The 22,761-nt window shown below is 71.0% G+C and carries 19 protein-coding genes; 11 read left to right on the top strand and 8 right to left on the bottom strand.

What is annotated here, in order from left to right; translation table 11 throughout:
• Window positions 1-21 precede the first annotated feature (21 nt).
• A complete protein-coding gene (locus AC067U_RS19495) occupies window positions 22-747 on the bottom strand; it encodes a hypothetical protein (RefSeq protein ID WP_478830973.1) in 726 nt (241 codons plus the stop codon).
• 1,435 nt (window positions 748-2,182) lie between these two features.
• Here AC067U_RS19495 and AC067U_RS19500 point away from each other — a divergent pair.
• From AC067U_RS19500 to AC067U_RS19515, 4 genes are all read left to right on the top strand, one after another.
• Entirely contained in the window at window positions 2,183-3,514 is a 1,332-nt protein-coding gene (locus tag AC067U_RS19500; RefSeq protein ID WP_478830974.1) for an outer membrane protein assembly factor BamB family protein, read from the top strand.
• 221 nt (window positions 3,515-3,735) lie between these two features.
• Window positions 3,736-4,647, top strand: coding sequence for an NAD-dependent epimerase/dehydratase family protein (locus AC067U_RS19505; RefSeq protein WP_478830975.1), 912 nt, complete (start codon window positions 3,736-3,738; stop codon window positions 4,645-4,647).
• Window positions 4,648-4,782: 135 nt separating this feature from the next.
• Window positions 4,783-5,601, top strand: a complete 819-nt coding sequence (locus AC067U_RS19510) for a GAF domain-containing protein (RefSeq protein WP_478830976.1) — start codon at window positions 4,783-4,785, stop codon at window positions 5,599-5,601.
• A 690-nt stretch (window positions 5,602-6,291) separates the two neighbouring features.
• Window positions 6,292-6,999: a hypothetical protein gene (locus AC067U_RS19515; RefSeq protein ID WP_478830977.1), complete on the top strand. Its 708-nt coding sequence runs from the start codon at window positions 6,292-6,294 to the stop codon at window positions 6,997-6,999.
• Between the two features lie 174 nt (window positions 7,000-7,173).
• Here the strand turns inward: AC067U_RS19515 and argS are convergent, their stop codons facing one another.
• Window positions 7,174-8,934 carry an arginine--tRNA ligase gene (gene argS, locus AC067U_RS19520; RefSeq protein WP_478830978.1) on the bottom strand — a complete coding sequence of 587 codons (1,761 nt, stop codon included), beginning with the start codon at window positions 8,932-8,934 and terminating at the stop codon, window positions 7,174-7,176.
• 195 nt (window positions 8,935-9,129) lie between these two features.
• Window positions 9,130-10,557 (bottom strand): MFS transporter, encoded by a 1,428-nt coding sequence (locus AC067U_RS19525; protein WP_478830979.1) that lies wholly within the window; start codon window positions 10,555-10,557, stop codon window positions 9,130-9,132.
• A 240-nt stretch (window positions 10,558-10,797) separates the two neighbouring features.
• Between AC067U_RS19525 and AC067U_RS19530 the strand changes: the two genes are divergently transcribed.
• From AC067U_RS19530 to AC067U_RS19545, 4 genes are all read left to right on the top strand, one after another.
• Window positions 10,798-12,291 carry an FAD/NAD(P)-binding protein gene (locus AC067U_RS19530; protein ID WP_478830980.1) on the top strand — a complete coding sequence of 498 codons (1,494 nt, stop codon included), beginning with the start codon at window positions 10,798-10,800 and terminating at the stop codon, window positions 12,289-12,291.
• Window positions 12,288-13,649 carry an ATP-grasp domain-containing protein gene (locus AC067U_RS19535; RefSeq protein WP_478830981.1) on the top strand — a complete coding sequence of 454 codons (1,362 nt, stop codon included), beginning with the start codon at window positions 12,288-12,290 and terminating at the stop codon, window positions 13,647-13,649. The genes AC067U_RS19530 and AC067U_RS19535 overlap by 4 nt, the downstream gene beginning before the upstream one ends.
• Window positions 13,646-14,278 carry an O-methyltransferase gene (locus AC067U_RS19540; protein ID WP_478830982.1) on the top strand — a complete coding sequence of 211 codons (633 nt, stop codon included), beginning with the start codon at window positions 13,646-13,648 and terminating at the stop codon, window positions 14,276-14,278. Before AC067U_RS19535 ends, AC067U_RS19540 begins: the two co-directional genes overlap by 4 nt.
• Before the next feature lie 116 nt (window positions 14,279-14,394).
• Window positions 14,395-15,870 (top strand): M1 family metallopeptidase, encoded by a 1,476-nt coding sequence (locus AC067U_RS19545; protein ID WP_478830983.1) that lies wholly within the window; start codon window positions 14,395-14,397, stop codon window positions 15,868-15,870.
• Window positions 15,871-15,946: 76 nt separating this feature from the next.
• On the opposite strand, the gene AC067U_RS19550 is transcribed toward AC067U_RS19545, so the two are convergent.
• Window positions 15,947-16,546 carry an N-acetylmuramoyl-L-alanine amidase gene (locus AC067U_RS19550; protein WP_478830984.1) on the bottom strand — a complete coding sequence of 200 codons (600 nt, stop codon included), beginning with the start codon at window positions 16,544-16,546 and terminating at the stop codon, window positions 15,947-15,949.
• 413 nt (window positions 16,547-16,959) lie between these two features.
• On the opposite strand from AC067U_RS19550, the gene AC067U_RS19555 reads away from it, so the two are divergent.
• The gene (locus AC067U_RS19555; RefSeq protein ID WP_478830985.1) at window positions 16,960-17,688 is read left to right on the top strand and encodes an SDR family oxidoreductase; all 729 of its coding nucleotides are present in this window, start codon (window positions 16,960-16,962) and stop codon (window positions 17,686-17,688) included.
• 58 nt (window positions 17,689-17,746) lie between these two features.
• Here the strand turns inward: AC067U_RS19555 and AC067U_RS19560 are convergent, their stop codons facing one another.
• Complete coding sequence (locus AC067U_RS19560) at window positions 17,747-18,844, bottom strand: MerR family transcriptional regulator (RefSeq protein WP_478831317.1); 1,098 nt, start codon at window positions 18,842-18,844, stop codon at window positions 17,747-17,749.
• Between the two features lie 180 nt (window positions 18,845-19,024).
• On the bottom strand, window positions 19,025-19,729 hold the full coding sequence (locus tag AC067U_RS19565; RefSeq protein WP_478830986.1) for a MerR family transcriptional regulator: 705 nt from the start codon (window positions 19,727-19,729) through the stop codon (window positions 19,025-19,027).
• Between the two features lie 110 nt (window positions 19,730-19,839).
• Between AC067U_RS19565 and AC067U_RS19570 the strand changes: the two genes are divergently transcribed.
• Complete coding sequence (locus tag AC067U_RS19570; protein ID WP_478830987.1) at window positions 19,840-20,346, top strand: DoxX family protein; 507 nt, start codon at window positions 19,840-19,842, stop codon at window positions 20,344-20,346.
• Between the two features lie 207 nt (window positions 20,347-20,553).
• Here the strand turns inward: AC067U_RS19570 and AC067U_RS19575 are convergent, their stop codons facing one another.
• Together AC067U_RS19575 and AC067U_RS19580 are read right to left on the bottom strand one after the other, a co-directional pair.
• A complete protein-coding gene (locus AC067U_RS19575; protein ID WP_478830988.1) occupies window positions 20,554-20,922 on the bottom strand; it encodes a putative quinol monooxygenase in 369 nt (122 codons plus the stop codon).
• Between the two features lie 60 nt (window positions 20,923-20,982).
• A complete protein-coding gene (locus tag AC067U_RS19580) occupies window positions 20,983-22,161 on the bottom strand; it encodes an NAD(P)/FAD-dependent oxidoreductase (protein WP_478830989.1) in 1,179 nt (392 codons plus the stop codon).
• A gap of 277 nt (window positions 22,162-22,438) precedes the next feature.
• Between AC067U_RS19580 and hpf the strand changes: the two genes are divergently transcribed.
• Window positions 22,439-22,735 (top strand): ribosome hibernation-promoting factor, HPF/YfiA family, encoded by a 297-nt coding sequence (hpf, locus tag AC067U_RS19585; protein ID WP_478830990.1) that lies wholly within the window; start codon window positions 22,439-22,441, stop codon window positions 22,733-22,735.
• The last annotated feature ends 26 nt before the right edge of the window (window positions 22,736-22,761 follow it).

The following is a 22,761-nucleotide window of genomic DNA, read 5'->3' on the forward strand; positions in this document are numbered from 1 at the left end:
CCGCGGACGGGCCTTGCCTGGCTACGGCAGGTGGAGGTTCACACAGGTGGGGCCACGCGATGAACGGACATCGCAGTCCCCTTCGCCACCCGCGGTAACTGCTGTGATCTGAATGCCCCAGGCTTTTTGGGGGACCGTGACGGGCACGCTGACTCGCTGGTCGACCTCGCCCTTGTCGTTGGGGCGAAGGGTGCCCTCGTAGAGGATTTCGTCCGCGACAGACTCTCCGTTCTTGTTCACCCCAGTGACGTATACGCCGATCGTGGCCCACCTATCGACACCGTCCGCGTGAACGTCGAAGTACAGCTTCAGGTCGGGTCTGCGCCCCTCGACGGTCACCTTCGTGACGCTGGGGCGCCCGTTACCGCCTGCCGCCTCGGCGGCGCCGACGACGGCCACGCTCAATGCCGTCATGTAGAAGATCACCCCCAGTACCAGGACCACGGTCTTCCAGACGTTGCCCCGGCGCGTGGGGTGGAGGAGCAGAGCCACGACGCTGCATGCGATAGCCAGGATCGCGCACAGGGAGGCGACGTAGATGGGCCAGGAATCGTTGTTGAGGGCGACGAAGACCACATCGCTCGTCAAGCCGAGGGTGGTCATGATCCCCGCGACGGCGACCAAGGCGCCGGCCAGAATCTTGGCGACGTCGTCCAGGCGCTTGCCGACCGTAGCCTGGACCAAATCCGGTTCCGCCGTCAGCGGCTCATCCTCGCGGCCCGCGCCCGGCGTAGGGACCCAGCTCATGGCACCACGCTACGGTCGCGCCGGGAGGCAGGCCGTTCGGAGCTAGCCCGAAGGGGCGTAGACCGAACGGAATGGCCACAGATCGTGAAGATCACCGTTCCGATCCGGTAATCCGGCACCTACTGCAGCTTCCCCACGAGAACGGGGCCAAGGAGCGGGCGGCCCCAGTCTGTTGAGAACTGAACAAGGTGGGGCGAGGAGAAGCCTTGGTCGTTTTTGGGAATCCCCATCAGTGGCGGAGTCCGAGGTAGCAGAAGCGGCCAGTGTTCGCTATGCCCCCAGGCGTGGGGAGCGGGGGGCGTCCGGCGGAGGCATCGCGGCGCGCGGTGCCGGGGCCGTCACCTGTGGTGCAGCTCGTTGGCCGGCGGGGGTTGCGCCCGACTGGGTCGCCGCAAGCCGCGCGGAATGCGCACCGGCTGCCTGGCCTATGTCCTGCAGGGCCTTCACGTCTGCCGGAGCGAAGCGATTCGCCGCCACGGCGGCGGTGACCGCCGCGTGGGCCCGTTCGGCCACAGCCCGGTACGGCGCCGCGGCCGCGCCGGGGCCGTGCGGCAGGTCGTGCGGGGGTAGCTGCTGCCACGCCTCGCGCAGGGCGTTGATCCGCGGGTGGGTAGAGCCGGCCAGCTCCTGGCCCATGCCGCTCTGCATCCAGGCCTGGAAGCGTCGAGTGACCTCCTCGCCCGCGTGGCGCGCAGCCGCGGGCGTGGCGTACGGGTCCGGCGTGGTGCCGGGGGTGGCAGGTCTGCCGGGGCTGCCCGGGTTCCCGTGGACCGTGGACCGTGGTGGATCTGGACCGGGCCGCCGCGCCGGAGGGCCGTCCCGGCGTCGCGGCGGTGGTGGTGCTCACGCGCATGTCGCCTTCGATGCTGTTGTGGCGCATCGCGGGGGCGTGCGGGCTGGGCGCAGGCCCCTTGTCCCAGGCCCCGCGGTCGACCTTGATGAGGCCGGTGACCGCGCCTTCGGTGTAGAGGCGGTCCGCGTTGGCGCGGGCAGCGGAGAACGAGGAGTTCGCCTCCTGCTGCGGGTAGAGGGCGCGGATGAGGTACTCGGGGGCCATGCGGCCGCCGTAGGGGTTGGCTCCCGCATCGAAGGCGAGTCGTCCCGTCTGCCACCGCAGGGCGTTCTGCTCCAGCGACATCTGCATGGGGACTTCGACGCTCAGCACGACACGGTCGGCGTATCCTTCGCGTGCCAGATCGCCGAGCATGGTCGCCGTCCAGTCGTAGTCCGCCATGACGCCGTCGTAGAGCAGGTTGAGGTTCTCCGACCCACGCCGGCGAACCACGTGGCGGTGCGGACCCCGGGCCGTACGCGTCCTCGGCCGGCGGAGGGCGCGCCTTCCGGCCGGGCGGACCGGCTCCCTATGATGATCGTCGCCGAGGAACGCGGGAAGTCCGGCGGACCGTCGACGGCGACTCGCTCGGGGGGAGCAGACATGACCGCGCAGGTGAACGACGTACCGTCCGGCAGACGGACCAGGCGCAGCCTGGCCACGACGGGGGCGGCCCTGGTCGCCCTCTGCTCACTCACCGCTGGGTGCCTCCTCTCCGGGGCCGAGGACATGGGCGTCGCTTGGGACACCCCCGCGGACCGCAAGGGCGAACCGCAGGGCAACGGGGCCTGGCTGTCCGGCGACACCCTGGTCCGCACCCGCTTCGACGCGGTGCGCGGGTACGACGCCTCCACCGGCGAACGGAGTTGGGAGTACGTGCCGCCCAGCCGCTCGGCGGTCTGCCACGCCGCCGCCGACACCGACGGCTCGGTCCTGGTCGTCACCCGCGACGGGGACGGCGCTTCCGCCTCGGCCAAGGGCAAGCCCTGCGCCACCGCTGTCGCGCTCGACATGAAGAACGGCCGCGAGATCTGGCAGGTCCCGCTCTCCACCACCGAGCCCGGCCTCCGCCGCCTCCAGCCCTATTCGGTGTCCGCAGGCAGCGGCATCGCGGTGCTCCTCCAGAAGGACGACCTGCACGCCGTGGACGTGCGCACCGGTAAGTCCCGCTGGAAGGCTGCCCTCCCCAAGGGCTGCGTTCCGGGCAGGACCGCGGTGGCCGAGCGCCAGGTCGCCGCCCTCCTCGCCTGCGTCGGCACCGAGAACGTCTGGGGCGACAAGGTCCCCGGCGACGCCGAACTGCACGCCGCCGCCTTCGACCCGGCCACCGGCGCGCTCCTGTGGTCCGCCCCGCTCGGGGACCGGCGCACCGTCTCCTGGGAAGCCAGTGCGGAGTTCGTCTCGGCCGATCCGGTGGTCGTGGCCGCCTCGGAATCCGGCGACTCCGACTACGGGGCCTACTTCTCCTTCGGCAGGGACGGCCGCCCGAACCCGCCGATCGACTTCAGCGGCCCGTACGGCGAGATCCAGCGCGACTGGCGGCTCACGGCGGCGGTGGACGCCGGCAGGCTCTACGTTCTGCCCCGCCACCGGTCGAGGAACCGCCGTGACGCCTACCGCCTGACCGCCTTCGACCTGGCCACCGGAGACCCCGTCTGGGGCGGCACCCTCGACGACGACCGCCTCGACGGCGACAACGGGTCCCACCTTCACCTCCAGGACGGGAAACTCACCGTCCTCACCTCGCGCCACCGCAGTTCCTACGGCCTGCGCGTCTTCGACACCGCCACGGGCGAGCAGCGCGAATCCCGCAGCTTCCCCGATGGCCCGGGCCCGGTGGACAAGCTCTTCGAGTACAAGGACCGGCTCATCGTCGCCCGCTACGACGCCTATACGACACCGCCCAAGCCCTTCACGGCCTACGAACGCCGTTGACCGCCGTTGACGGCCGTTCGCGATCCCGCCCCGGGTTCGGGTTCTCCCGCGGAGATCGCCGGTTCCCGGACCGGCCGTCCGGAACCGACGGTCCGCCAGATCGCGCGCCGGGCACGCACCCGTACCGTGACGCGGATCACGGAAGGGCGGAGCCGTGGGGTGTCACGCACGGATCCGGTCGGTTGTCCTGTTGTCGTACCCATCACTTCAGGAGGATGACCATGAGAGTCCTGCTCGCCGGTGCGACCGGCGCCATCGGCCGACCGCTGACCCGGGCGCTGCTCGGCGGCGGGCACCAGGTGCTGGCGCTCGCCCGGACGGACCGCTCCGCGGCGACCGTGCGCGGGCTCGGCGCCGAACCCGTCCGGGCGGACGCCCTGGACCGGGACGGCCTGCTGCGGGCGCTGGACGGCGTCTCGGCCGACGCGGTGATCCACCAGCTGACGGCGCTCAAGGCGCCCAGGCGCACGCTCACCGCGGACGATCCCAGCAACGTGCTCCGCGAACGCGGCACCGCGAACCTGTTGGAGGCCGCGGGCACGGTCGGCGCCGCCCGGTTCCTCACCCAGTCCCTCGTCCTGGGCTACGGATACCGCGACCACGGCGACCGGGTCCTCACCGAGGAGGACCCCTTCGGAGTGCGTGGTGGCAACGTCGCCGACCATGTGATCACCGGGCTGCTGGAGGCCGAGGGCCGGCTCTTCGACGCCGGGCACGTGGCGGGCTGCGCCCTGCGCTACGGGGTGTTCTACGGCCCGGGAACCTGGTTCGACCCGACTCCGGGAAGCAAGTCCATCCCCGTCCCGACCGGCGGGGGCGGAGTGGTGCCGTGGGTCCACGTCGAGGACGCGGCCGCGGCCACCGTCGCGGCCCTGGAGCACGGACGGGCGGGCGAGGCTTACAACATCGTCGACGACCTGCCGTCGACGTGGGGCGAGCTCGGCGCGGCGCGCGCGTCGGCGGCCGGTGGCCGCGGGGTACGGCTGCCCGGGTGGGCTCTGCGCCTAATGGTCCCCTACCTCGGGGCGCTCATGCTGGACACCCGACTGCGGGTCTCGGGCGTGAAGGCGGCCCGGGAGCTCGGCTGGACCCCGCTCCACCGGGACCACCGGGCCGGTATGGGCGTCGCCTGAGCGGCGCCCGTACCCGCCCGCCCCCCTGGCCTGGGGCAACCCGGCAGCGCACCGCCGTCGTTCCGGATTCGACCACGCGTCAGGCAACTCCTGTGACACGATCGTCCGGCACGGTCACCGGGGGAGGTACTGCGCGTGGGCTGGGACTATTGGCATAAGGTCATCTTCTTCTTCTTGATAGCGGCGGCCTCCGCCGCCGGCCTGGTCGCCATCGGCACCTATGGCGAAGGCTTCCAGCGAACCGACGACAAGACCCTGATCTATCAGATCGGGGTGTCCCTCGCCGTGGTCGCGGTGCTGGGCACGTTCATCGAGAACCACCTGGTCGAGCGAGCCACCATCAAGGCGCGGGAGCGGGCCGTCAAGGCGGAGACCGAACTGAACACCCTCTACACGGACGTGCTGCCGACGATCGGGAACGCGGTCAGGGCCCAGGCGGCCCGGTACCGCGATCTCAATCCCCCTTCAGCGGCTTCGGCTGCCGACGCGGACCTGGTCTCCCGGTTCGACGTGACGGTGCGGACGGTGCTGGAGGCCGCCGTCAGCCTGACCGCCAAACCCTTGACCACGCCACAGGCCAGGAGCGCGTATTACGAGCTCACGTCCACCGGAGACTTCCGGCTCCGCGGCTTCTTCCCCTCCTCCGCCGACCGCCCCCGCGCGCTGATCCCCGGCAACAGCACCGGTGGAGCGCACATCAAGACGGAGATCCTGGACGTCGGGCGAGTCTGGGCGGTGGACGGCACCAACCCCAATCGGGTCAGCCATCTCCGGCCGACCTCCACGAACTCGTATGCGGCCGTGATCGCCGCACCGGTCGCCGACGGCGCGCGGCACTTCGGCATGCTGGCGGTGGACGCCGCCGAGGCGGGCCAGTTCGTCGCCGAACACCAGAAGTTGATCGGGGCGCTGGCGGATCTGCTGGCAGCCCGCCGGGTGTCCGTCGGACCATGACGGGGCGAGCGGCCGGACATGATGTGGCGGTCCGGGGACGTGGGGCTCCCGTCCTGGTACGGGGAAGGAGAGACGGCGCATGGCCTTCACGACCGGTGGTGAGGAACGGGATCGGCGGGGGAACGCCGGCCGACGACGGGAGGGGCTGCCGCCTGTTCCGGAGGACCTGCTCTCGCTGCAGGCCCGGCGCGAGCATGCGCGGCAGCGGGCAGTACAGCGCGTGACGTCAGACCTCGCCCGCGCGGAGGATGAGGCTCTGCCGCATCTCGTCGTCACGGTCCTTGCCACCGGTGCGTTCGCGCTGGTCGGCATCTCGCTCCGGCCTTTGGTTCCGGGCCTGTGGTGGACCGCTCCCGTGGCCGCAGCGGGCGCATCGGCACTGGCCGCCGTCGGATACGCCCGTACCGTGGTGGGGCGGGCCCCGGGCCGCGGCGGCCCGCGCCGTCCGGGGCGCGACGGCCGCGGGTCCCGACCCCGGTCCCGGTTCCGGTCCCGGTTCCGGTTCCGCTTGCCGTCCCGCAACTCCCGGTCCTGGGAGGACCGTTCGGGGTCCGACGACGGTTGACCCGTCCACCGAGCGGTTGGTGTCCCCCGCTGCGGCCGCTCTCGCACGGCCGCGCGGTGGTGGTGTGGCGCGGGCCAACGCGCTCGTTGGGATCACGAGCGGCACCGGGTGGTTCGACCGGGCTCGTGGCTCGGTCCACGCCGACACGATCGCCAACGGATACCCGCACCCCGCCTCGCCGCCGTTCCCGCCCGCGCCCCCGGCCAAGACCTCCCGGCCCCTGCCCTTGGCCCCCGGCGGCGGCTGCCGCGACCGGCACGCTCGTCCTCGGCCTGATAGGCGGGTTCCTCGTCGGCGCCGCCATCGCCATCGGCAGCGACGGCGACGGCGACGGCAACGGCAACGGCAACGGCAACGGCGGCACCGTCGCTGCGGCGGCCGCGAGCACGCCGACCGCCCCGGCCGGCACTGCCCCGGCGGGCCTTGTGATCACCGCCCCGGCCACCACCGAGGCGCCGGTACCGACCCCCGCGGCACCCACCCCCGCCCCCACCCCGACCCCTGTTTGCAGCAGCTTCGAGACGTTGTCCGACCGGGACTTCGCCAAACTCGCCCGCGACCCGGCGGCCCACTTGGGCAAGTGCTACCGGATCTACGGGTATGTGGTGCAGGCCGATTCCTCCACCGGCACCGCCGGTGTGCGTGCGAACACCTGCGGGGAGAAGAAGCAGCCGAAGTACGGCTACATCGCCGACTGCGACACCAACTCCTTCATCGGCACGCAGGTGGGCGTCACCCGAGGCGCCGACGACCTCGTCAAGGACGACGCCCTCGAGGCGGAAGTGGTGGTGGGCCAGCCCATCACCTACGCGACCACCATGGCGGCCAGATGACCGCCCCGCTGTTCGCCGCCTACAAGATCACCCGCTACGCCACCGTCAAGTAGCCCGCCACGCTCGGGGCCGCCCGGTGGACGGGGAGGCTGCCTGACTGCCGGAGTGCTGTCCACGGCACTCCGGCGGTCCCGGTGGTCCCGGTGGTCTTCGCTCAGCGGCGTTCAGAGGCGTTCAGAGGCGTTCGGGGCTGTGGATGCCCAGCAGGGCCATGCCCTGGTGCAGGGTGCGGGCGGTGACGTCGCACAGGAAGAGGCGGTTCTCGACCTGCTGCGGGGTCTCGGCCTTCAGCACCGGGCACTTGTCGTAGAAGGACGTGTAGAGCGAGGCCAACTGGTACAGGTACGCGGCCAGCTTGTGCGGGGCGTATTCCGCCGCCGCCTCCGTCACCGTCTCCGCGAAGGCGTCGGCGTGCAGGCCGAGGGCGCGCTCGGCGTCGGTCAGGGGCAGGTCGGGGTGGGCCGCCGGGCGGACGTCACCGGCCTTGCGGAGGATGGACCGGATCCGGGCGTGGGCGTACTGGAGGTAGACGGAGGTGTCGCCGGTCAGTGAGACCATCTGGTCCAGGTCGAACTTGTAGTCCCGGCCGGCCGACGTCGACAGGTCCGCGTACTTCACCGCGCCGATGCCCACCTGGGCACCGCGCTCGGCGATCTCCTCCTCGGTCAGGCCCTGGGCCTTCTCCCGGACGATGGCCGAGGCGCGGTCGATCGCCTCGTCGAGCAGGTCGACCAGTCGGACCGTCTCGCCCTCACGCGTCTTGAACGGCTTGCCGTCCTTGCCGAGGACCGTGCCGAAGCCGAGCTGGAACGCGGTGACGTCGTCGCCCAGCCAGCCGGCCCGGCGGGCGGTCTCGAAGACCATCCGGAAGTGCAGGGACTGGCGGGCGTCCACGACGTAGAGGAGCGTGTCCGCTTCGAGGCCGAAGACGCGGTCGCGGATCGCCGACAGGTCGGTGGCCGCGTAACCGAACCCGCCGTCGGACTTCTGCACGATCAGCGGGACCGGGTTGCCCTCGGGGCCCTTGACGTCGTCGAAGAACACGCACAGCGCGCCCTCGGAGCGGACGGCCACACCGGACTCCTCCAGCAGGCGGCAGGTCTCGGCCAGCATGTCGTTGTACCCCGACTCGCCGATGATGTCCGCCTCGCGGATCTCGACGTCCAGCTTGTCGAAGACCGAGTAGAAGTAGAGCTTCGACTCGTCCACGAGCCGCTGCCAGATGGCCCGCGTCTCGGCATCCCCGGACTGGAGGTCGACCACCCTGCGGCGGGCCCGGGTCTTGAACTCCTCGTCGGAGTCGAAGAGTGCGCGCGAGGCCTTGTAGACCCGGTTGAGGTTGGACATGGCTTCCTCGCCGGCGCCCTGCCCGCCCTTGTGCGCCAGCTCGTCCGGGTGCTCCAGGAGGTACTGGATGAGCATGCCGAACTGCGTGCCCCAGTCGCCGATGTGGTGGCGCCGGATCACCTTCTCGCCGGTGAACTCCAGGAGCCGGGTCACCGAGTCGCCGATGACGGTGTTGCGCAGATGGCCGACGTGCATCTCCTTGGCCACGTTGGGCTGCGCGTAGTCGATGACGGTGGTGCCGGGGGCGTCGGCGAACGGAACGCCGAGCCGGTCGCCGTCCGCGGCGCGCGCCGCGAGGTTCGCGGTGATCGCCCGGTCGGCGACGGAGATGTTCAGGAAGCCCGGGCCGGAGACCTCGACGTCCCCGATCACCTCACCGGTCACGATCCGGGAGACCACCTGCTGGGCCAGTTCGCGCGGGTTCGCCTTCGCCTTCTTGGCCAGCGCCAGGATCCCGTTGGCCTGGAAGTCGGCCCGGTCGCTCCGTCGCAGCAGCGGGTCCGCGTGCGCGGCCTCGGGCAGCGCTGCCGTGAGGGCGTCCGCGAGGCGCTGGTGCACAAGGGAAGTGAGCGGGGGGACCGAGGGCATCTGGGGTTCCGTTCCGTGCGGCGGCGTGGTCGTGGACAGGTGGTGTGACCGGCCCGACCTGGGCATCTTGCCTGATGCAGTATCACATGAGCGTATTTGGGCGGGTCCGGCTCCGGGGCTGGGTCCGGTCTGGGTCCGGGTCCGGGTCCGGGCCGGTGCAGGCGGCCGTTCCCGTCGTCCGCCGGCGGGCGGGTCCTAGGAGGCGGGCGCACGGAAGCGTCCGGCCACCAGGACCCCGGCGAGGGCGACGAGCGAGAGCGGGAGGAAGACGGCGAGGAACGCCTCGGCCGGTATCGGGCCCGGGGCCGGGCCTTCGCCGGCGGAGCCGCCGCCCAGGGCGGCGAAGACCACGCCGCACACGGCGAGCAGCAGGACGTTGGAGAGGCTGTCGGACAGTTGCAGGGCGGCCGAGTTGTCACCGGCCTCGGCCGGTGGCGAGAGCTCCATCAGCAGTACGCCGAGCGCCGAGACCACGATGCCCATGCCGAAGCCGCCCACGCACCAGGCGAGCGCGGTGGTCCAGGCCGCGGCGCCGGGCGCCAGGGGCAGTGCGGCCCCGGCGATCGCGGCGGCGACCAGCACCATGCCCGCCTGGCACAGCCGTTGCCGGTGTTGCCGGAGTGCCGGGCGGCTCTGCAGGTACGAGCCCACGGCCCAGGTCAACCCGCCGCCGGCGAGGGAGAGTCCGGCGAGGGTGACGGACATGTCGCGGCGGCTGACCAGCATCAGCGGCAGGAAGCTCTCCGCCGCGATGAACGACCCGGCGGCCAGGCCGCGCAGGAGGATCACGGCGGGGAGCCCGCGGGCGGCCCGGAAGGTGCCGCGCGGCATCAGCGTGCGTACGGCGGGGACGAGCAGCCCGGCACCGAGCGCCGCGGGCAGCAGGGCGAGGAGATCCAGTCGCTGCCCGGCGTACTGCAGCAGTGCGGCGCCCGCCGAGACGGTGAAGGCGAGCCGGATGCGCCGCGGGTCGGGCTCTGCCGGGGCGCCGTCCACCGGGCCGGACGCGGTTCGGCGTACGGCGGGGAGGGCCAGGAACAGGGCGGGCACCATGGCGGCCGGCACCGCGAGGAAGACCCAACGCCAGCCGGCATGCTGGGTGACGAGCCCGGCGAGGAGCGGCCCGACGATGCCGGGCACCACCCAGGAGGCGGAGAAGGCGGCCATGACCGCGGGCCGCAGCCGCTCGGGGTAGGCGCGGCTGACCACGACGTAGAGCGCGACGATGACGAGTCCGCCGCCCATTCCCTGCGTGGCCCGCCCGAGCAGGAACACCGCCATGACGGGTGCCGCGCCGGCGAGCAGCAGTCCGGCGGCGAAGAGGGTCAGGCCGGCGGTGAGCGGCGCGAGGGGGCCGCGTCGGTCGCACCACTGCCCGGACAGCACCATCGCGGCGAGGCTGGTGGTGAAGTAGGCGGAGAACGCGAAGGCGTAGAGGTCCACGCCGTGCAGTGCGCGGGCGGCGGCCGGCATGGCGGTGGCCACCGCCGTCGCCTCGAAGGCGATCAGCGCGACCACGGAGAGCATGCCGATGGTGAGGCGGCGGTAGGGCCGGGAGAGGGTTCCCCCGGTGGTCTGCTCGCCGGGCGCGGCGTCCGGCGCCCGTGCGTCCACGTCCTGCATACAGCTCCCCCGCCCTTCGGGAAATCCGGTCCGGGGAGTCCGGCCGGAGGACCAAGCAGGAGTAGTTTCACACACCAATGGTGGCTGCACGCACCCATCGTTGAATACAGAATCACAGGCAGATCCATCCTGAATGACCTGCGTCACACCACACCTCGATGTGGTCTGCGTCATAGACGGCCACCGAACTCGTCGACCAAGATCATCCGGGCTGAGCCGATTCGCACCGGGGGTTTAGAAATGCAGCCAGCAGACGTGGCTATCATCGGTGCTGGGGCATCAGGAACCGCGATATTGTCGGAACTGGTTCACAGATTCCGGACGGAACGTCCGGACCGCTTTTCCATCGTCATCGTCGACCGGGATTTCCGGCGCGGTCACGGCCGGGTCTACGGACCGGACCATCCGTGGCTGCTGATGAACACTCCGGCGCACGCGCTGTCGATCCGCTCCTGGGACGGAGCGGACTTCATGCGCTGGCTCCTCTCGCGCGGCGACCACCGCGGCGAAGAGCCCGTCGAGCACGCCCACGTGTCGCGCGCCCGGTACGGCGAGTATCTGCGCGAGCGTTTCCACGCCCTGCTCGACTCGCCTCCACCGGGCCTCGAGATCGAGGTCGTCGACGACTGGGTGGAGCGGCTCACGCCGCTCGAATGGGGCTCCCGCCTGCGGCTTTCCTCGGGCCGGGTGGTCGAGGCGCGCAAGGCCGTCCTCGCCACCGGCCCGAACCGGCCGGACGACGCCTACGGCCTCACCGGCACACCCGGCTACGTGGACCACCCCTACCCGGCCACCGCGCGCCTGGGCGAGGTGCCACCGGACGGCCGGGTGGCGATCCTCGGCAGCTCCCTGTCCGCGGTGGACGTCGCACTGACCCTGCACCACACCGGGCATCGCGCCCCCGTCCACATGGTCTCGCGGCGCGGGCTGCTCCCCGAGGTGAAGGCCGAGTACACCGTGCAGCAGGAAATCTACGACGAGGCCAGCGGCGCCGGCGCCGAAAACTCCGGGCAGCCCACCTCACTGGAATCGGCACTATCCGTTTTCCGCCGCTTCCTGAACACGCATCGCAGCTCCACGGAACCGGGCCGGAGCGATACTGTCCGGCAATTCACCAAAAGCGTGCGCCAGGCCGAACACCCGACGGACGGCACTTTCGCCCAGCGCTATTCTGCACATCTTGGAATGGACCAGGTATGGCCGCAACTGAGCGAGGAAGAACTGCTCGCATTCATGCGCACGCAGTACGCCTCGCTGCTCCATGAGAACGCCGCCATTCCACTGGCCAACGCACGCAAGCTGCTCGCCCTGCTGCGCGAAGACCGGCTGCGCGTGCACGGCGGCCTGCACACCGTCAGACCGGGCTCGGACGGCGGCTTCCGGATCTCCTTCCAGGACGGCACGGACCTCGCCGTCGACCACGTGATCAACGCCACCGGCCCCAGCAAGTACCTGGTGTCCCCGGGGTCGCGGAACCTCTACGCGCACCTCCTCCACGAGGGACAGCTGCGCGAACTGCCCACCGGCGGGGCCCGGGTCACCTTCCCCGGCGGAAACCTGCTGGACCGGGACGGCCGTCCGGTGCCCGCCCTGCACGCCGTGGGACATCCCACCAGCGGCAGCCACCCCTACATCAACAACGTCGAGCTGATCGTCTCCAACTCCGCACACGTCGCCCAGGAGATCTGCGCCGACCTGATGCGGTCCCGTACGGCTGCGAGGAAACACACGTGACACACCCCGGAGAAGACACGCAAGTCCGGCGGGCGCCCGCGCCCGCGCCTCCGCCCGCGCCGTCGCGCATCTGCGTGGTCGACGGGATCTCCACCGGACTCCACCTCGCCAGGGAGCTGCGCGCACGCGGTGTGGACTGCGCCCATGTCGCGAGCGCCCCGGCCTACCTCGGTGTCCCGCGCACAGCCGCCGCACGGGACCTGTACTCGGCCGAGTTCGCCCTCGACGGCTCCGGCGAGGAGGAGTCCGGCGACGAGGAGTCGTTCGCACGGCTCGTCGGCGAACTGAAGGACTGGCGGCCGGACTTCGTCGTCGCCGGCAGCGAGCCCGGTGTGGAACTCGCCGACCGCCTCGGCAGCGCCCTGGGCATCCCTGAGACGAACGCCGCCGCGACGACACCGTGGCGACGCGACAAATACGCCATGCACGAGCGGCTGCGCGAGACGGGCTTGCCGCACGCCCGGCAGATCCGCACCGCCGACCGCGCGGCCCTGGCCGGCTGGCTGGACGGGCACGGCCGCTACCCGGTCGTGGTCAAGCCCGTCGACAGCTCGTGCAGCGACGGCGTCCAGGTCTGCGAGGATGCCGCGCAGGCCCTGGCCGCCTTCGACGCGCTGATCGGCCGGCGCAACCGCCTGGGCCGCGTCAACCACGATGTGCTCGCCCAGGAGTTCCTCGACGGCACCCAGTACTTCGTCAACACCGTCACCTGGGCCGGTGCCCACCTGACCAGCGACGTCTGGCGGCTGGACCGGCGGCGCAGGCCCAGCGGGGCGTACCTGTTCGAAAGCATGACGCTGCAGCCCGCCGACGGTCCGGTCGAGTCCGCACTGCGCACCTACGTCGAGGCCGCCCTCGACGCCCTCGGGTTCGCCTACGGCGCCGCGCACTGCGAGGTCATGTGGACCGCGTCCGGTCCCGTACTGGTCGAGGCGAACGCCCGGCTGATGGGCGCGTCCATCGACGCCGAGTCCTTCACCCGCGCCCTGGGGCACACGCAGACGGGTCTGCTGGCCGAGGCGTACACCGACCCGGAGGGCTTCCGGCGGCGCCTCGACGCGGGCCCGTACGCGCTGCGCGAGCATCTCGCCGAGGCGTCCTTCCTGTTCAGCCGTTCCGGGACGCTGGCCGACTTCCCGGGACGGGCCCGGATCGAGTCGCTGCCCTCGTTCCACAGCTTCGTCGGCGTGCCCGAGCCGGGCACCCCGGTGACCGAGACCGTCGACACCCTCGGCACCCCGGGCTACGCCTACTTCCTTCACCCCGACCGCTCCGTCGTCGAGAGCGACGCCCGCGCCGTACGGCAATGGCAGCGGGAAGACAGCCTGTTCACCATCGATGAGGAGCCCCAGCCGTGACCACCCCCCGCCCCGAGACCCCGCAGTCCGTGCGCCCCGAGGTCTTCGACCTCGAACGCTTCAACACCTTCGCCCCCGCCGAACTCGACGCCATCGTGGCCGACACCACGGCCCTGGGCTTCGACATGTCCTGCTTCGACGGGGCCGGCCAGCTGCTGCGCCTCCTCGTCTCCACCAAGCCCGGCGGCCGGTTCCTGGAGATCGGCACGGGTACCGGAGTGGGCACGGCCTGGCTGCGGTCCGGCATGGACGCCACCTCGACGCTGACGTCCGTGGAGCTCGACGACAGCCTGGTCGCCGTGGCGCGCCGGCACCTCGGTGCCGACGAGCGGCTGACGTTCGTCACCGGCGACGGCGCCGAATTCCTGGGCGAGCAGCGCCCCGGCACCTACGACCTGATCTTCGCCGACACGGTTCCCGGCAAGTACGAGCTGGTGCGCGAGACCCTCGCGCTGCTGAAGCCGGGCGGCGTCTATGTGGTCGACGACATGCTGCCCCAGGAGGACTGGCCCGCCGACCACTACCCGCTGGCCGCCGGCATGGTCGACGGTCTGGTCTCCCTCGACGGCGTACGCTCGGTCGGCCTCACCTGGTCCAGCGGCCTGGCGCTGTTCACCGTCACCCGATAGGGGCAGAACGCTCGCCCGGTGGCCGGCCCCCTCGTGCCGGCGCGGCTGACGGGCGGCGCTCGTGCAGGGACGAGCGCGCACGGCGTGGCGTGGTCGGGGCGGCTGCGGGCTGGGTCATGATCGGCTGTGTGAAGACTCCCGGACGTCTCGCCGCCTTCGCGGTCGCGGGTCTGCTCCTCGGGCTCCCCGCGTGCTCGGCGCCCGGCGGCCGTGAAGGCGGTGCGGCGGCCCGTCCCGGCACGGGCAGCACCCCTTTGCCGGGCGCTGCCGGCACGCTGTTCCGGGGCGGGCATCCCGCTGCCGCGAGCGCCGGTGACCCGTATTTCCCGGAGCTCGGCAACGCCGGCTACGACGTCACCCACTACGCCCTGACCCTGTCCTACGACCCCGGCAGCGGCCGTCTCGAGGGCACTGCAGAGATCACCGCGAAGGCCACCGAGGACCTCAGTGCCTTCAATCTCGACCTTCTCGGCATGGAGGTGCTGAGCGCCGACGTCGACCGGCGCGAGGCGCGGGTCCGGCGGGACGGGCAGGAGCTCACCCTGCAGCCGCGCGATCACCTCAGGAAGGGCGTCACCTTCCGCAGCGTCGTGCACTACGCGGGCACGCCGGAGTCGATCACCCATGACCACGGATGGCGGGAAGGCTGGCTGAGGACGGAGAACGGAGCGGTCGCGTTCGGTGAGCCGACGGGCTCGATGTCCTGGTTCCCGGGCAACCATCATCCCTCGGACAAGGCCTCGTACGACATTGCCGTCACGGTCCCCAAGGGGGTGCAGGCGATCTCCAACGGGGTACTGCGCGAGCGGCGCACCGACGGCGACAGCACCACCTTCCACTGGCGCCAGGTCGAGCCCATGGCCAGCTATGTGGCGACCGTGGCCGTCGGCAGCTACGACATCAAGACCTCCCGGACCCGATCGGGCGTGCCGGTGGTGACGGCGGTGGACACGACCGCGGGCGTGGACGCGGACGGCGCGGTCCTCGGCCGGCTCCCCGAGATCATGGAATGGGCGGAGGGGAGGTTCGGCCCTTATCCCTTCTCCGCCGCCGGGGTGATCGTCGATCAGGCGGCCGACGTGCCCTACGCCCTGGAGACCCAGACCCGGCCGACCATTCCGGCCGGCATCTTCCACACCACCAACGTGGTGCACGAAATGGCCCACCAGTGGTTCGGCAACTCGGTAACCCCGCGGACCTGGCGGGACATGTGGCTCAACGAGGGCTTCGCGACCTATGCGGAGTGGTTGTGGACCGAGGACCACGGCGGGGCCAGCGCCCAGGACCACTTCGACCGCAACCACGCCAAGGCCGCGGATGACGACGAGTGGCACTTCCCGCCCGCCGAGCCGCCGAGCGCCTCGGACATCTCCGGCCAGCCGGTGTACGTGCGCGGCGCGATGGTGATCCACAGGGTCCGCCAGACCGTGGGCGACGAGGCCTTCCGGGACCTGGTGCGGGGCTGGACCCTGCGCCACCGCCACGGTTTCGCTTCCACGGAGGACTTCACCGCGTACGCGGAGGCGAGGGCCGGCCGGGACCTCGACTCGATCTGGGACTCGTGGCTCTACGGCGATGGCAAGCCCGCGTGACGGGGTCGCCCGCGTGGCCGGGGCACCCGGGTATCGGGGTAACCGGGTCGACGCGACGCCGGATCCGGATGTGCCGTCAGGTCTTGATGCGCTGGTGGGCGGTCTCGACGAGTTTCATGTACTTGTCCCAGTTCCAGACAGGACCGGGGTCCTCGTGAGTGGACTTCGGGATCTCGAAGTGGCCCAGGATGTGGTCCCGGTCGACCGGCACCTCGTACTTGGCGCAGATCGTCGCCGTGAGCACGGCGGACGCCCGGTACATGTCGTCGGTGTAGGCGGGCTGGTCGATCCAGCCTTCGTGCTCGATGCCGATGCTCCGGTAGTTGTACCAGACGCTTCCGGAGTGCCAGGCGACGTCGCGTTCGCGCACGCACTGGGCGATCCGCGTGCCGGTCGCGCTGATCACGTAGTGCGCCGACACCCCCTCGGTGGGGTCGTTGAACATCGCCAGCATCAGCGGAAAGGTGTCCGTCGTCAGGTGAATGATGACGTAGTCGATGGGATACGCCTCGGGGCGATCGGAGTACCTGTAGTTGGACTCGCAGGCTTCGACCCAGACGGCGGGGGCGTAGTCCACCGTGGTGTCCCGACGTACGGTGGCGGGCGGCCCCGCCGCGCCGGGGGCCTTGCGCCCGAGGTTCGGCGGCGCAGGCGTCGCCTTCTCCTCGGATCCCATCAGCTGAGGCACCCCGACAGCGGCCAGAGCCGTACCCGCCGCGCCGGCAGCCCCCCACAACAGTCGTCGACGGCTGAGCGGGCCTTCTTCCATTGCCACTCCTGATCAGGTCGAGGTCGAATTCGAGCAGGCGGAAGACGACACGCCGCAAATCATGACAGTGCGATGCACAAGCGGCATGTCCCGCAATCCGATCCTTTACCAGTGCCCGTACCCCAGCAAGCCGGTGCCCCCACCAATCGGCGCACACCCCCGCCGTGTCCAGCCCCGTCCCCGCCAACAGGCGCCACCCGTCCCACAGCCATACGGGTACACGGTGCGACCGCTCCCGGCCCCTCACCCGGTACCCGCCGGCCGATGGGTATGGGGAGCACGCAATGCGTTGCGATGCGTCTCCCGTTGAAAGGAACGTCATGAAGTTCGCAGTCCTCGGCGGTACCGGGCTGATCGGGTCGCAGGTCGTCAAGATTCTGAACGCCGCCGGGCATGAGGCGGTACCACACTCACAGTCCACCGGAGTCGACGTCATCAGCGGTCAGGGGCTGGACGAGGCGGTGGCGGGAGCCGACGTCGTCGTCAACGTGACGAACTCCCCGACCTTCGACGAAGCCTCCCCGGCCTTCTTCCAGACCTCGATGGACACCCTTCTGGCCGCGGCCCGGAAGGGTGGCGTCGGCCACCTCGTCATCCTCTCGATCGTCGGCGTGGACCAGGTGCCGGAACTGGACTACTACCGGGCCAAGATGCTCCAGGAGGACATCCTGCGGGCCGGGCCGATCCCGTACTCGATCGTCCGGGCGACGCAGTTCATGGAGTTCATGGACGCCGTCCTGTCCTGGGCCGCCGACGGCGACACCGTCCGGCTGCCCGCCACACCGATCCAGCCGATCGCCTCCAAGGACGTGGCCAACGCGGTGGCGGAGGTCGCCGCGGGCGCCCCGCTGAACGGCATCCGCAACGTCGCCGGACCCGAGATCTTCCCTCTGGACGAGCTGGGCCGGATCACCCTGTCCCACAAGGGAGACGACCGTACGGTCGTCACCGACCCCACCGCCGGCATATTCGCCGTGGTCAAGGGTGACGTCCTCACCGACATGGGCGCTCACCTCGCCCCCACCCGCTACACCGACTGGCTCTCCTGAACCGTTCGCGCCCTCCGGCTTCCCGTTCTGCCGGACGTGGACGTTCCTTCGACGCGGTTCATGCCGTGAGCAGGCGGAGGCCGAGATCTGCCGCGTCGAGCTCGGCGAGGTCGCTGTTGCGCTCGGCCCACCGGCCGGATTCGAGGTCGTCGCCGAGGCTTCGTACCGCCCGCCGCTCGGCCTCCGGCCCCACCCTCGTCCACACCGACACCGCACGACGCACGTGATCCTCCAGATACGCCCCAGGCCTGCGCCAGTACGCCTCGAACAGGCCGTCGGCGCAGTCCCACGGGACGGGCACCGGCTCGGCGCGGGCGCCGATCGCGCCGGCCATCCCGGCAAGCGAGGGAAATTCCGCGAGGACGGCGGCGAACTCGGGCAGGTAGTCGCGGGTGAGCCAGAACCGGTCCTGCCACCCGGGCTCGTCGGTGTCGAACGTGAGCACCACCACGCGGCGGGCCACGCGCCGCATCTCGCGCAGCCCCGCTATCGGGTCCCCCCAGTGGTGAACGGTGGAGACGGCCATCGCGACGTCGAAGGAGTGGTCCTCGAACGGCAGGCTCTCCGCGGCGGCGGCCACGCACGGCGCCGAGCCGACGGGCCTCTGTCCCCGCATGACCGCCGACGGCTCCACCGCGGTCACCTCGCGATCGGCAGGCTCGTAGGAGCCGGTGCCGGCCCCGACGTTCAGCACCGTCTGCGCGTCTCCGAGCGCGTCCCAGATCTGCGCGGCGATCCGCGGCTCGGTACGCCGTGTCGCGGTGTAGGAGCCGCCGATCGCGTCGTACAGCCGGGCACCGAGCATCTCCAGTTGCTCCTCCGGTGTCACCTTCAGTCCCTTCGCCCGTGCTTGAAGTTCCCGGTCGATGGCCGCCACCATGGCGTCAGCGCGATCGCGCCGTTCCAGCAGCAGGCCGCGCAGGCGGCGCAGGTGCGCGACCGTGTCGGTGGACGGGTCACCGATCAGTTCCGCAACCTCCCGCAGCCCGAAGCCCAACCGCCGGTATGCCAGCACCTCCCGCAGCCGCTCCACGTCGCCCGCCGAATAGGCCCGGTACCCGGCCGTGGTCCGCGCCGACGGCCGAACGAGCCCGATGGCGTCATAGTGATGCAGCGTGCGGACGCTCACGTCGGCCAGCTCGGCCACGCGTCCCACGGTCCAGTGATCCTCCACGGCCTCGACTATGAAGCCTGACGCCACGTGAGGGTCAAGGGTCAGAGCCTCACTCATGGCAGCAGGAGCCGAACGCGAAGCGGCGGTCCGAGGCGACTCGTGCAGGCCACGACGTCTGCGGACGGGGGGCGGCGCTGCTTCCTGGCACCGGCACCCGTCCGTTCAGGTCGGGTTCGCCTCGCCGGGCCGACCGCCGCCGCCTCCGCCGCCGCCTCCGCCGAAGTGCCGGGCCGACTTGTCCTCCTGGGCCAGTCGGCGGAGGGCCAGCAGGGCGGGTTCGAGGAGGATCGAGACCAGAACGGCCCGTTCGGCCTGGGCCAGCACGTCGCGTTCGCCGCGCATCTGCTGTACGTCCACGTCGGCGGTGCTGTCGGCGAGTCGGGCGTAGGGCAGCAGGCCGCGCCAGTCGATGTCCGCGCCCAGGTCGGCGAGTGCGGCCAGGACCTCTGCGAGGGTGTGCGCGGCGGGGTTGCCCCGGGACACTTCCCACCCCATCTCGTCGATCAGCCTGCGTGCGTCGGCCAAGCCCTCGGGCTCGGGCTCCGGCTCCGGCTCCGCCGAGGACGCTTCCGTGCCGGCGTCCTCTTCCTTCGTGGTCGGGCGTACGCCCAGCACGATCCCGAAGACCTGGTGCAGATCCTCTTGTTCGGCGGTGATCGCGTCCAGGATCTCCTTCGTCGCGCCGGCCGACAGGCCGCGCGTGGCGATCAGGGTGCGGATGAGCCGGAGCCGGTGGACGTGGTCTTCGCCGTAGTCGGCCTGGTTGGACGCGGTGGCCCGACCCGGCGGCAGCATCCCTTCACGCAGGTAGTACTTGATCAGCGGCACTCGTACGCCGGTGCGTCGACTGAGCTCGGAGACCTTCATCCACTCACTTTTCCCTCGGCAACGGATAGCAGATAACGCTATTATCCATTCTGCTCTTCAACAGCTCCGCGGCTTGAACACAACCGACCGACCGAAGGGATTCTCCTCTCATGTTCGGCACACTCATGCTCATCGCCGTCCCCACCGTGTTCTTCCGACTGCTCGGCGCGTTCGGCGTCGGACGGTTCGCGACCTGGCGGGTGTCCGTCCTGCACGGCCTCGCGGTCATGCTGGTGTTCACGGCGAGCGCGCACTTCGTCCCGTCGGCCCTCGGTCCCATGCCCGGCCACCACGACCTGGTCGCGATGGTCCCGCCGTTCGTGCCGTTCCCCCGCCTCGCGGTGTACGCCACGGGCGTCCTCGAACTGCTCGGCGCCGCAGGACTCGTCCGGGAGGCCACCCGGTCGGCGGCCGGGCTCGGCCTCGCCGCGCTGTTCGTCCTGATGCTCCCGGCCAACATCCACGCGGCCGTGGAGCACATCCCGTTCAACGGGGAGCCGGCGACGCCCTTGTGGTTCAGGATTCCCGAGCAGGTGGTCTTCATCGGTGTCGCGCTGTGCGCCTACGCCCCGGCGCGTGCTGCGGCTGCCCGCCGGGCCGACGGGGCGCCTGCGTAGGGTCGTGGCGGGTGGCCGGCCCGCGCCGTTCCCCAGCCCTGTCGATGCGGCGTTCGACCGGTTGCGGTCGCGGCAGCGCTCGGTGTCGTGGAGACGGGCTGTCCGCCCCGGCGGCCCGTCTTCTTGCGGTCCGCCGGTCTTCTACGGGACCACTGCCCGGAGGTTGCGTCTGCACAGGAGGAGTGGTCGGCGCGGGAGGGGGTGCGTCTACCGCCCCGGTCCAGCCGGTGCGGCAGAACCGCCGAGCCCCCGATCCGAACGCGGCGCGCTCGCCGGCCGGAGTGACGCGAGCGTGAAGTGACGTACCTGCAGCGGTGCGACGAGGTACTCGTCCTCGCCCGGCAGGACGACGGGCTGGTCACGCCAGTGCTCGCCCGCGTAGTCGACCAGATCCTGCTCGCTGCGCCAGCGACTGACGTACAGCAACGAATCCGGCGGCGCGAGCAGCACCTCATGGTCCACCAGCCCTGCGTAGCGGCTGGGAAACTCGCGCACCGCAGAGACGATCACGTCGCGGAACTCATCGAAACGGTCAGGACGTACGCGTGCCTCACTCACCCTGATGATCACGGTCACCAGAATGTCATGCACACGGACGTGCGCGCCAGCGTCCTGCCCGGTGCCGGGCGGCATCCGTCATGCGGCGGGCTCGAGGGAGGCGGTGGCGCCCTTGGAAACGAATGTGGTCATGTTCATTCGCTTGCTGTAGCGGTACGTCATCAGCGGGCTGCCGCTGACCAGCTCCTTGTACATCACGGCGGCGCGACCGGTGAGGCGCATGCGGACCGGGGTGAAGTCGGCCTTGGTGAACTGGATGACCGCGTCGCGCCGGCCGAGGCTGAGCGGCTGGTGGAAGTAGCCGAATCGGAACGGCTTGACGGACTTGCCGCTGACCAGCCGGACGATCGTGTCGGCGGTGTACTGGGCGGTCGGCAGCCCGCTCTGGCAGGAGCCGTGGAGTTGCCCCCAGGTCATGCGGACGGAGGCGGCGTCGCCGACGGCGTGGATCTCCGGGTGGGACACCGACCGCAGCGTGGCGTCGGTCAGGAGCAGTCCGCGGCCATCGGTGGCGATCTTCGAATCGGCGGCGAGCGGCGACACCTTGACGCCGGTGGTCCACAGGCAGGCGTCGGAGCGTACGGTGCGGCCGTCGCCCAGCTCGACGGCGTCGGGCAGTACCCGGGCGACACGGGCGCCGGACATCACGGTGATGCCGAGGCGGTCCAGTGCGCGGTGCAGGTATGCGCGGGCCTTGTCACCCATCATCGCGCCGGGCTCCTCCGCGCTGATCAGGGTGACGTTCAGACCGGGGTGGGCCTCGGCGAGCTCGGTGGCCGCCTCGATGCCGGTCAGGCCGCCGCCGCAGACGGTGACCGTGCCGCCTCGCCGCGCGAGCTCGGCGGCCCGCGCGGCGAGGAGGCCGGCGGTCTCCGGGCTGTTGAGGGTGAGCGCGTGGGCGGCGGCGCCGGGAACGTTGCCGGTGTCGGTCGAGCTGCCCAGCGCGTAGACGAGCGTGTCGTACCCGAGCGAGCGGGTGCCGTCGACGGTGACGCGCCGGGCTTCGGGATCGATGGCGGTGGCGGCTCCCCGGACGAACGTGACGTCCGTACCCGCGAGCAGGTCGGGGATCCGGTGGTCTGCCAGCTTCTGCCCGGCGGCGATCTGGTGCATCCGCAGCCGCTCCACGAACCGGTCCGAAGGGTTGACCAGTGTGATCTTCACGCCGGTCCGGCGGGTGCGGTGGGCCAGCCGGATGGCGGTGAACATGCCCGTATAGCCGGCGCCGAGAACGACGATGCGGTGGTTCGTGTCCATCGTGTGTGCTCCTCCGTTGTTCGTCGCTGTTGCGAGGACATCCACGGGACAAGTGAGGGCGCGGCGGCGTGACAGCCTTGAACGTGACCTGCATCACTCCGCGTACGGTGCTGGACGCGCGCTCGATCGGGCTGAGGCGGCGCCTGCACGTCGGCCGCGCCGCCGGCGCAGCAGCAATCCACTCAAAAGGGATAAAGTTCTGCCCCACCTTCGTTGGTGCCCGCCAAGGCGCCTAGCCTGACCAGCGAGAACCTGTCAGACAACCGAGAGGCAAACGATGGACCACACGCTCAACGGAGAGAACGTCGAGATCACCGACGCGCTGCGCGGTTTCGTCGGCGAGAAGCTGGCCGGGCTCAATGTGCACGGCACCGAGAGCACCAGCGCTCAGGTGACCCTGAAGAGCAACGGCACGGAGCAGACCGCCTCGGGCACCCTCCGGGTGGACGGCCAGGACCTCACCGCCCTGTCCGCAACGGCCTCCGACATGCACGCGGCCGTCGACGCACTCGTCGGCAAGATGTCCGCCCAGCTCCGGCGGCACACGCAGAGGCAGTTCGGGCGCCCCAAGTAGCCGGAAGCGTTCGGGGGTGGGGCAGT

The organism is Streptomyces sp. NPDC043853 (assembly GCF_056436025.1).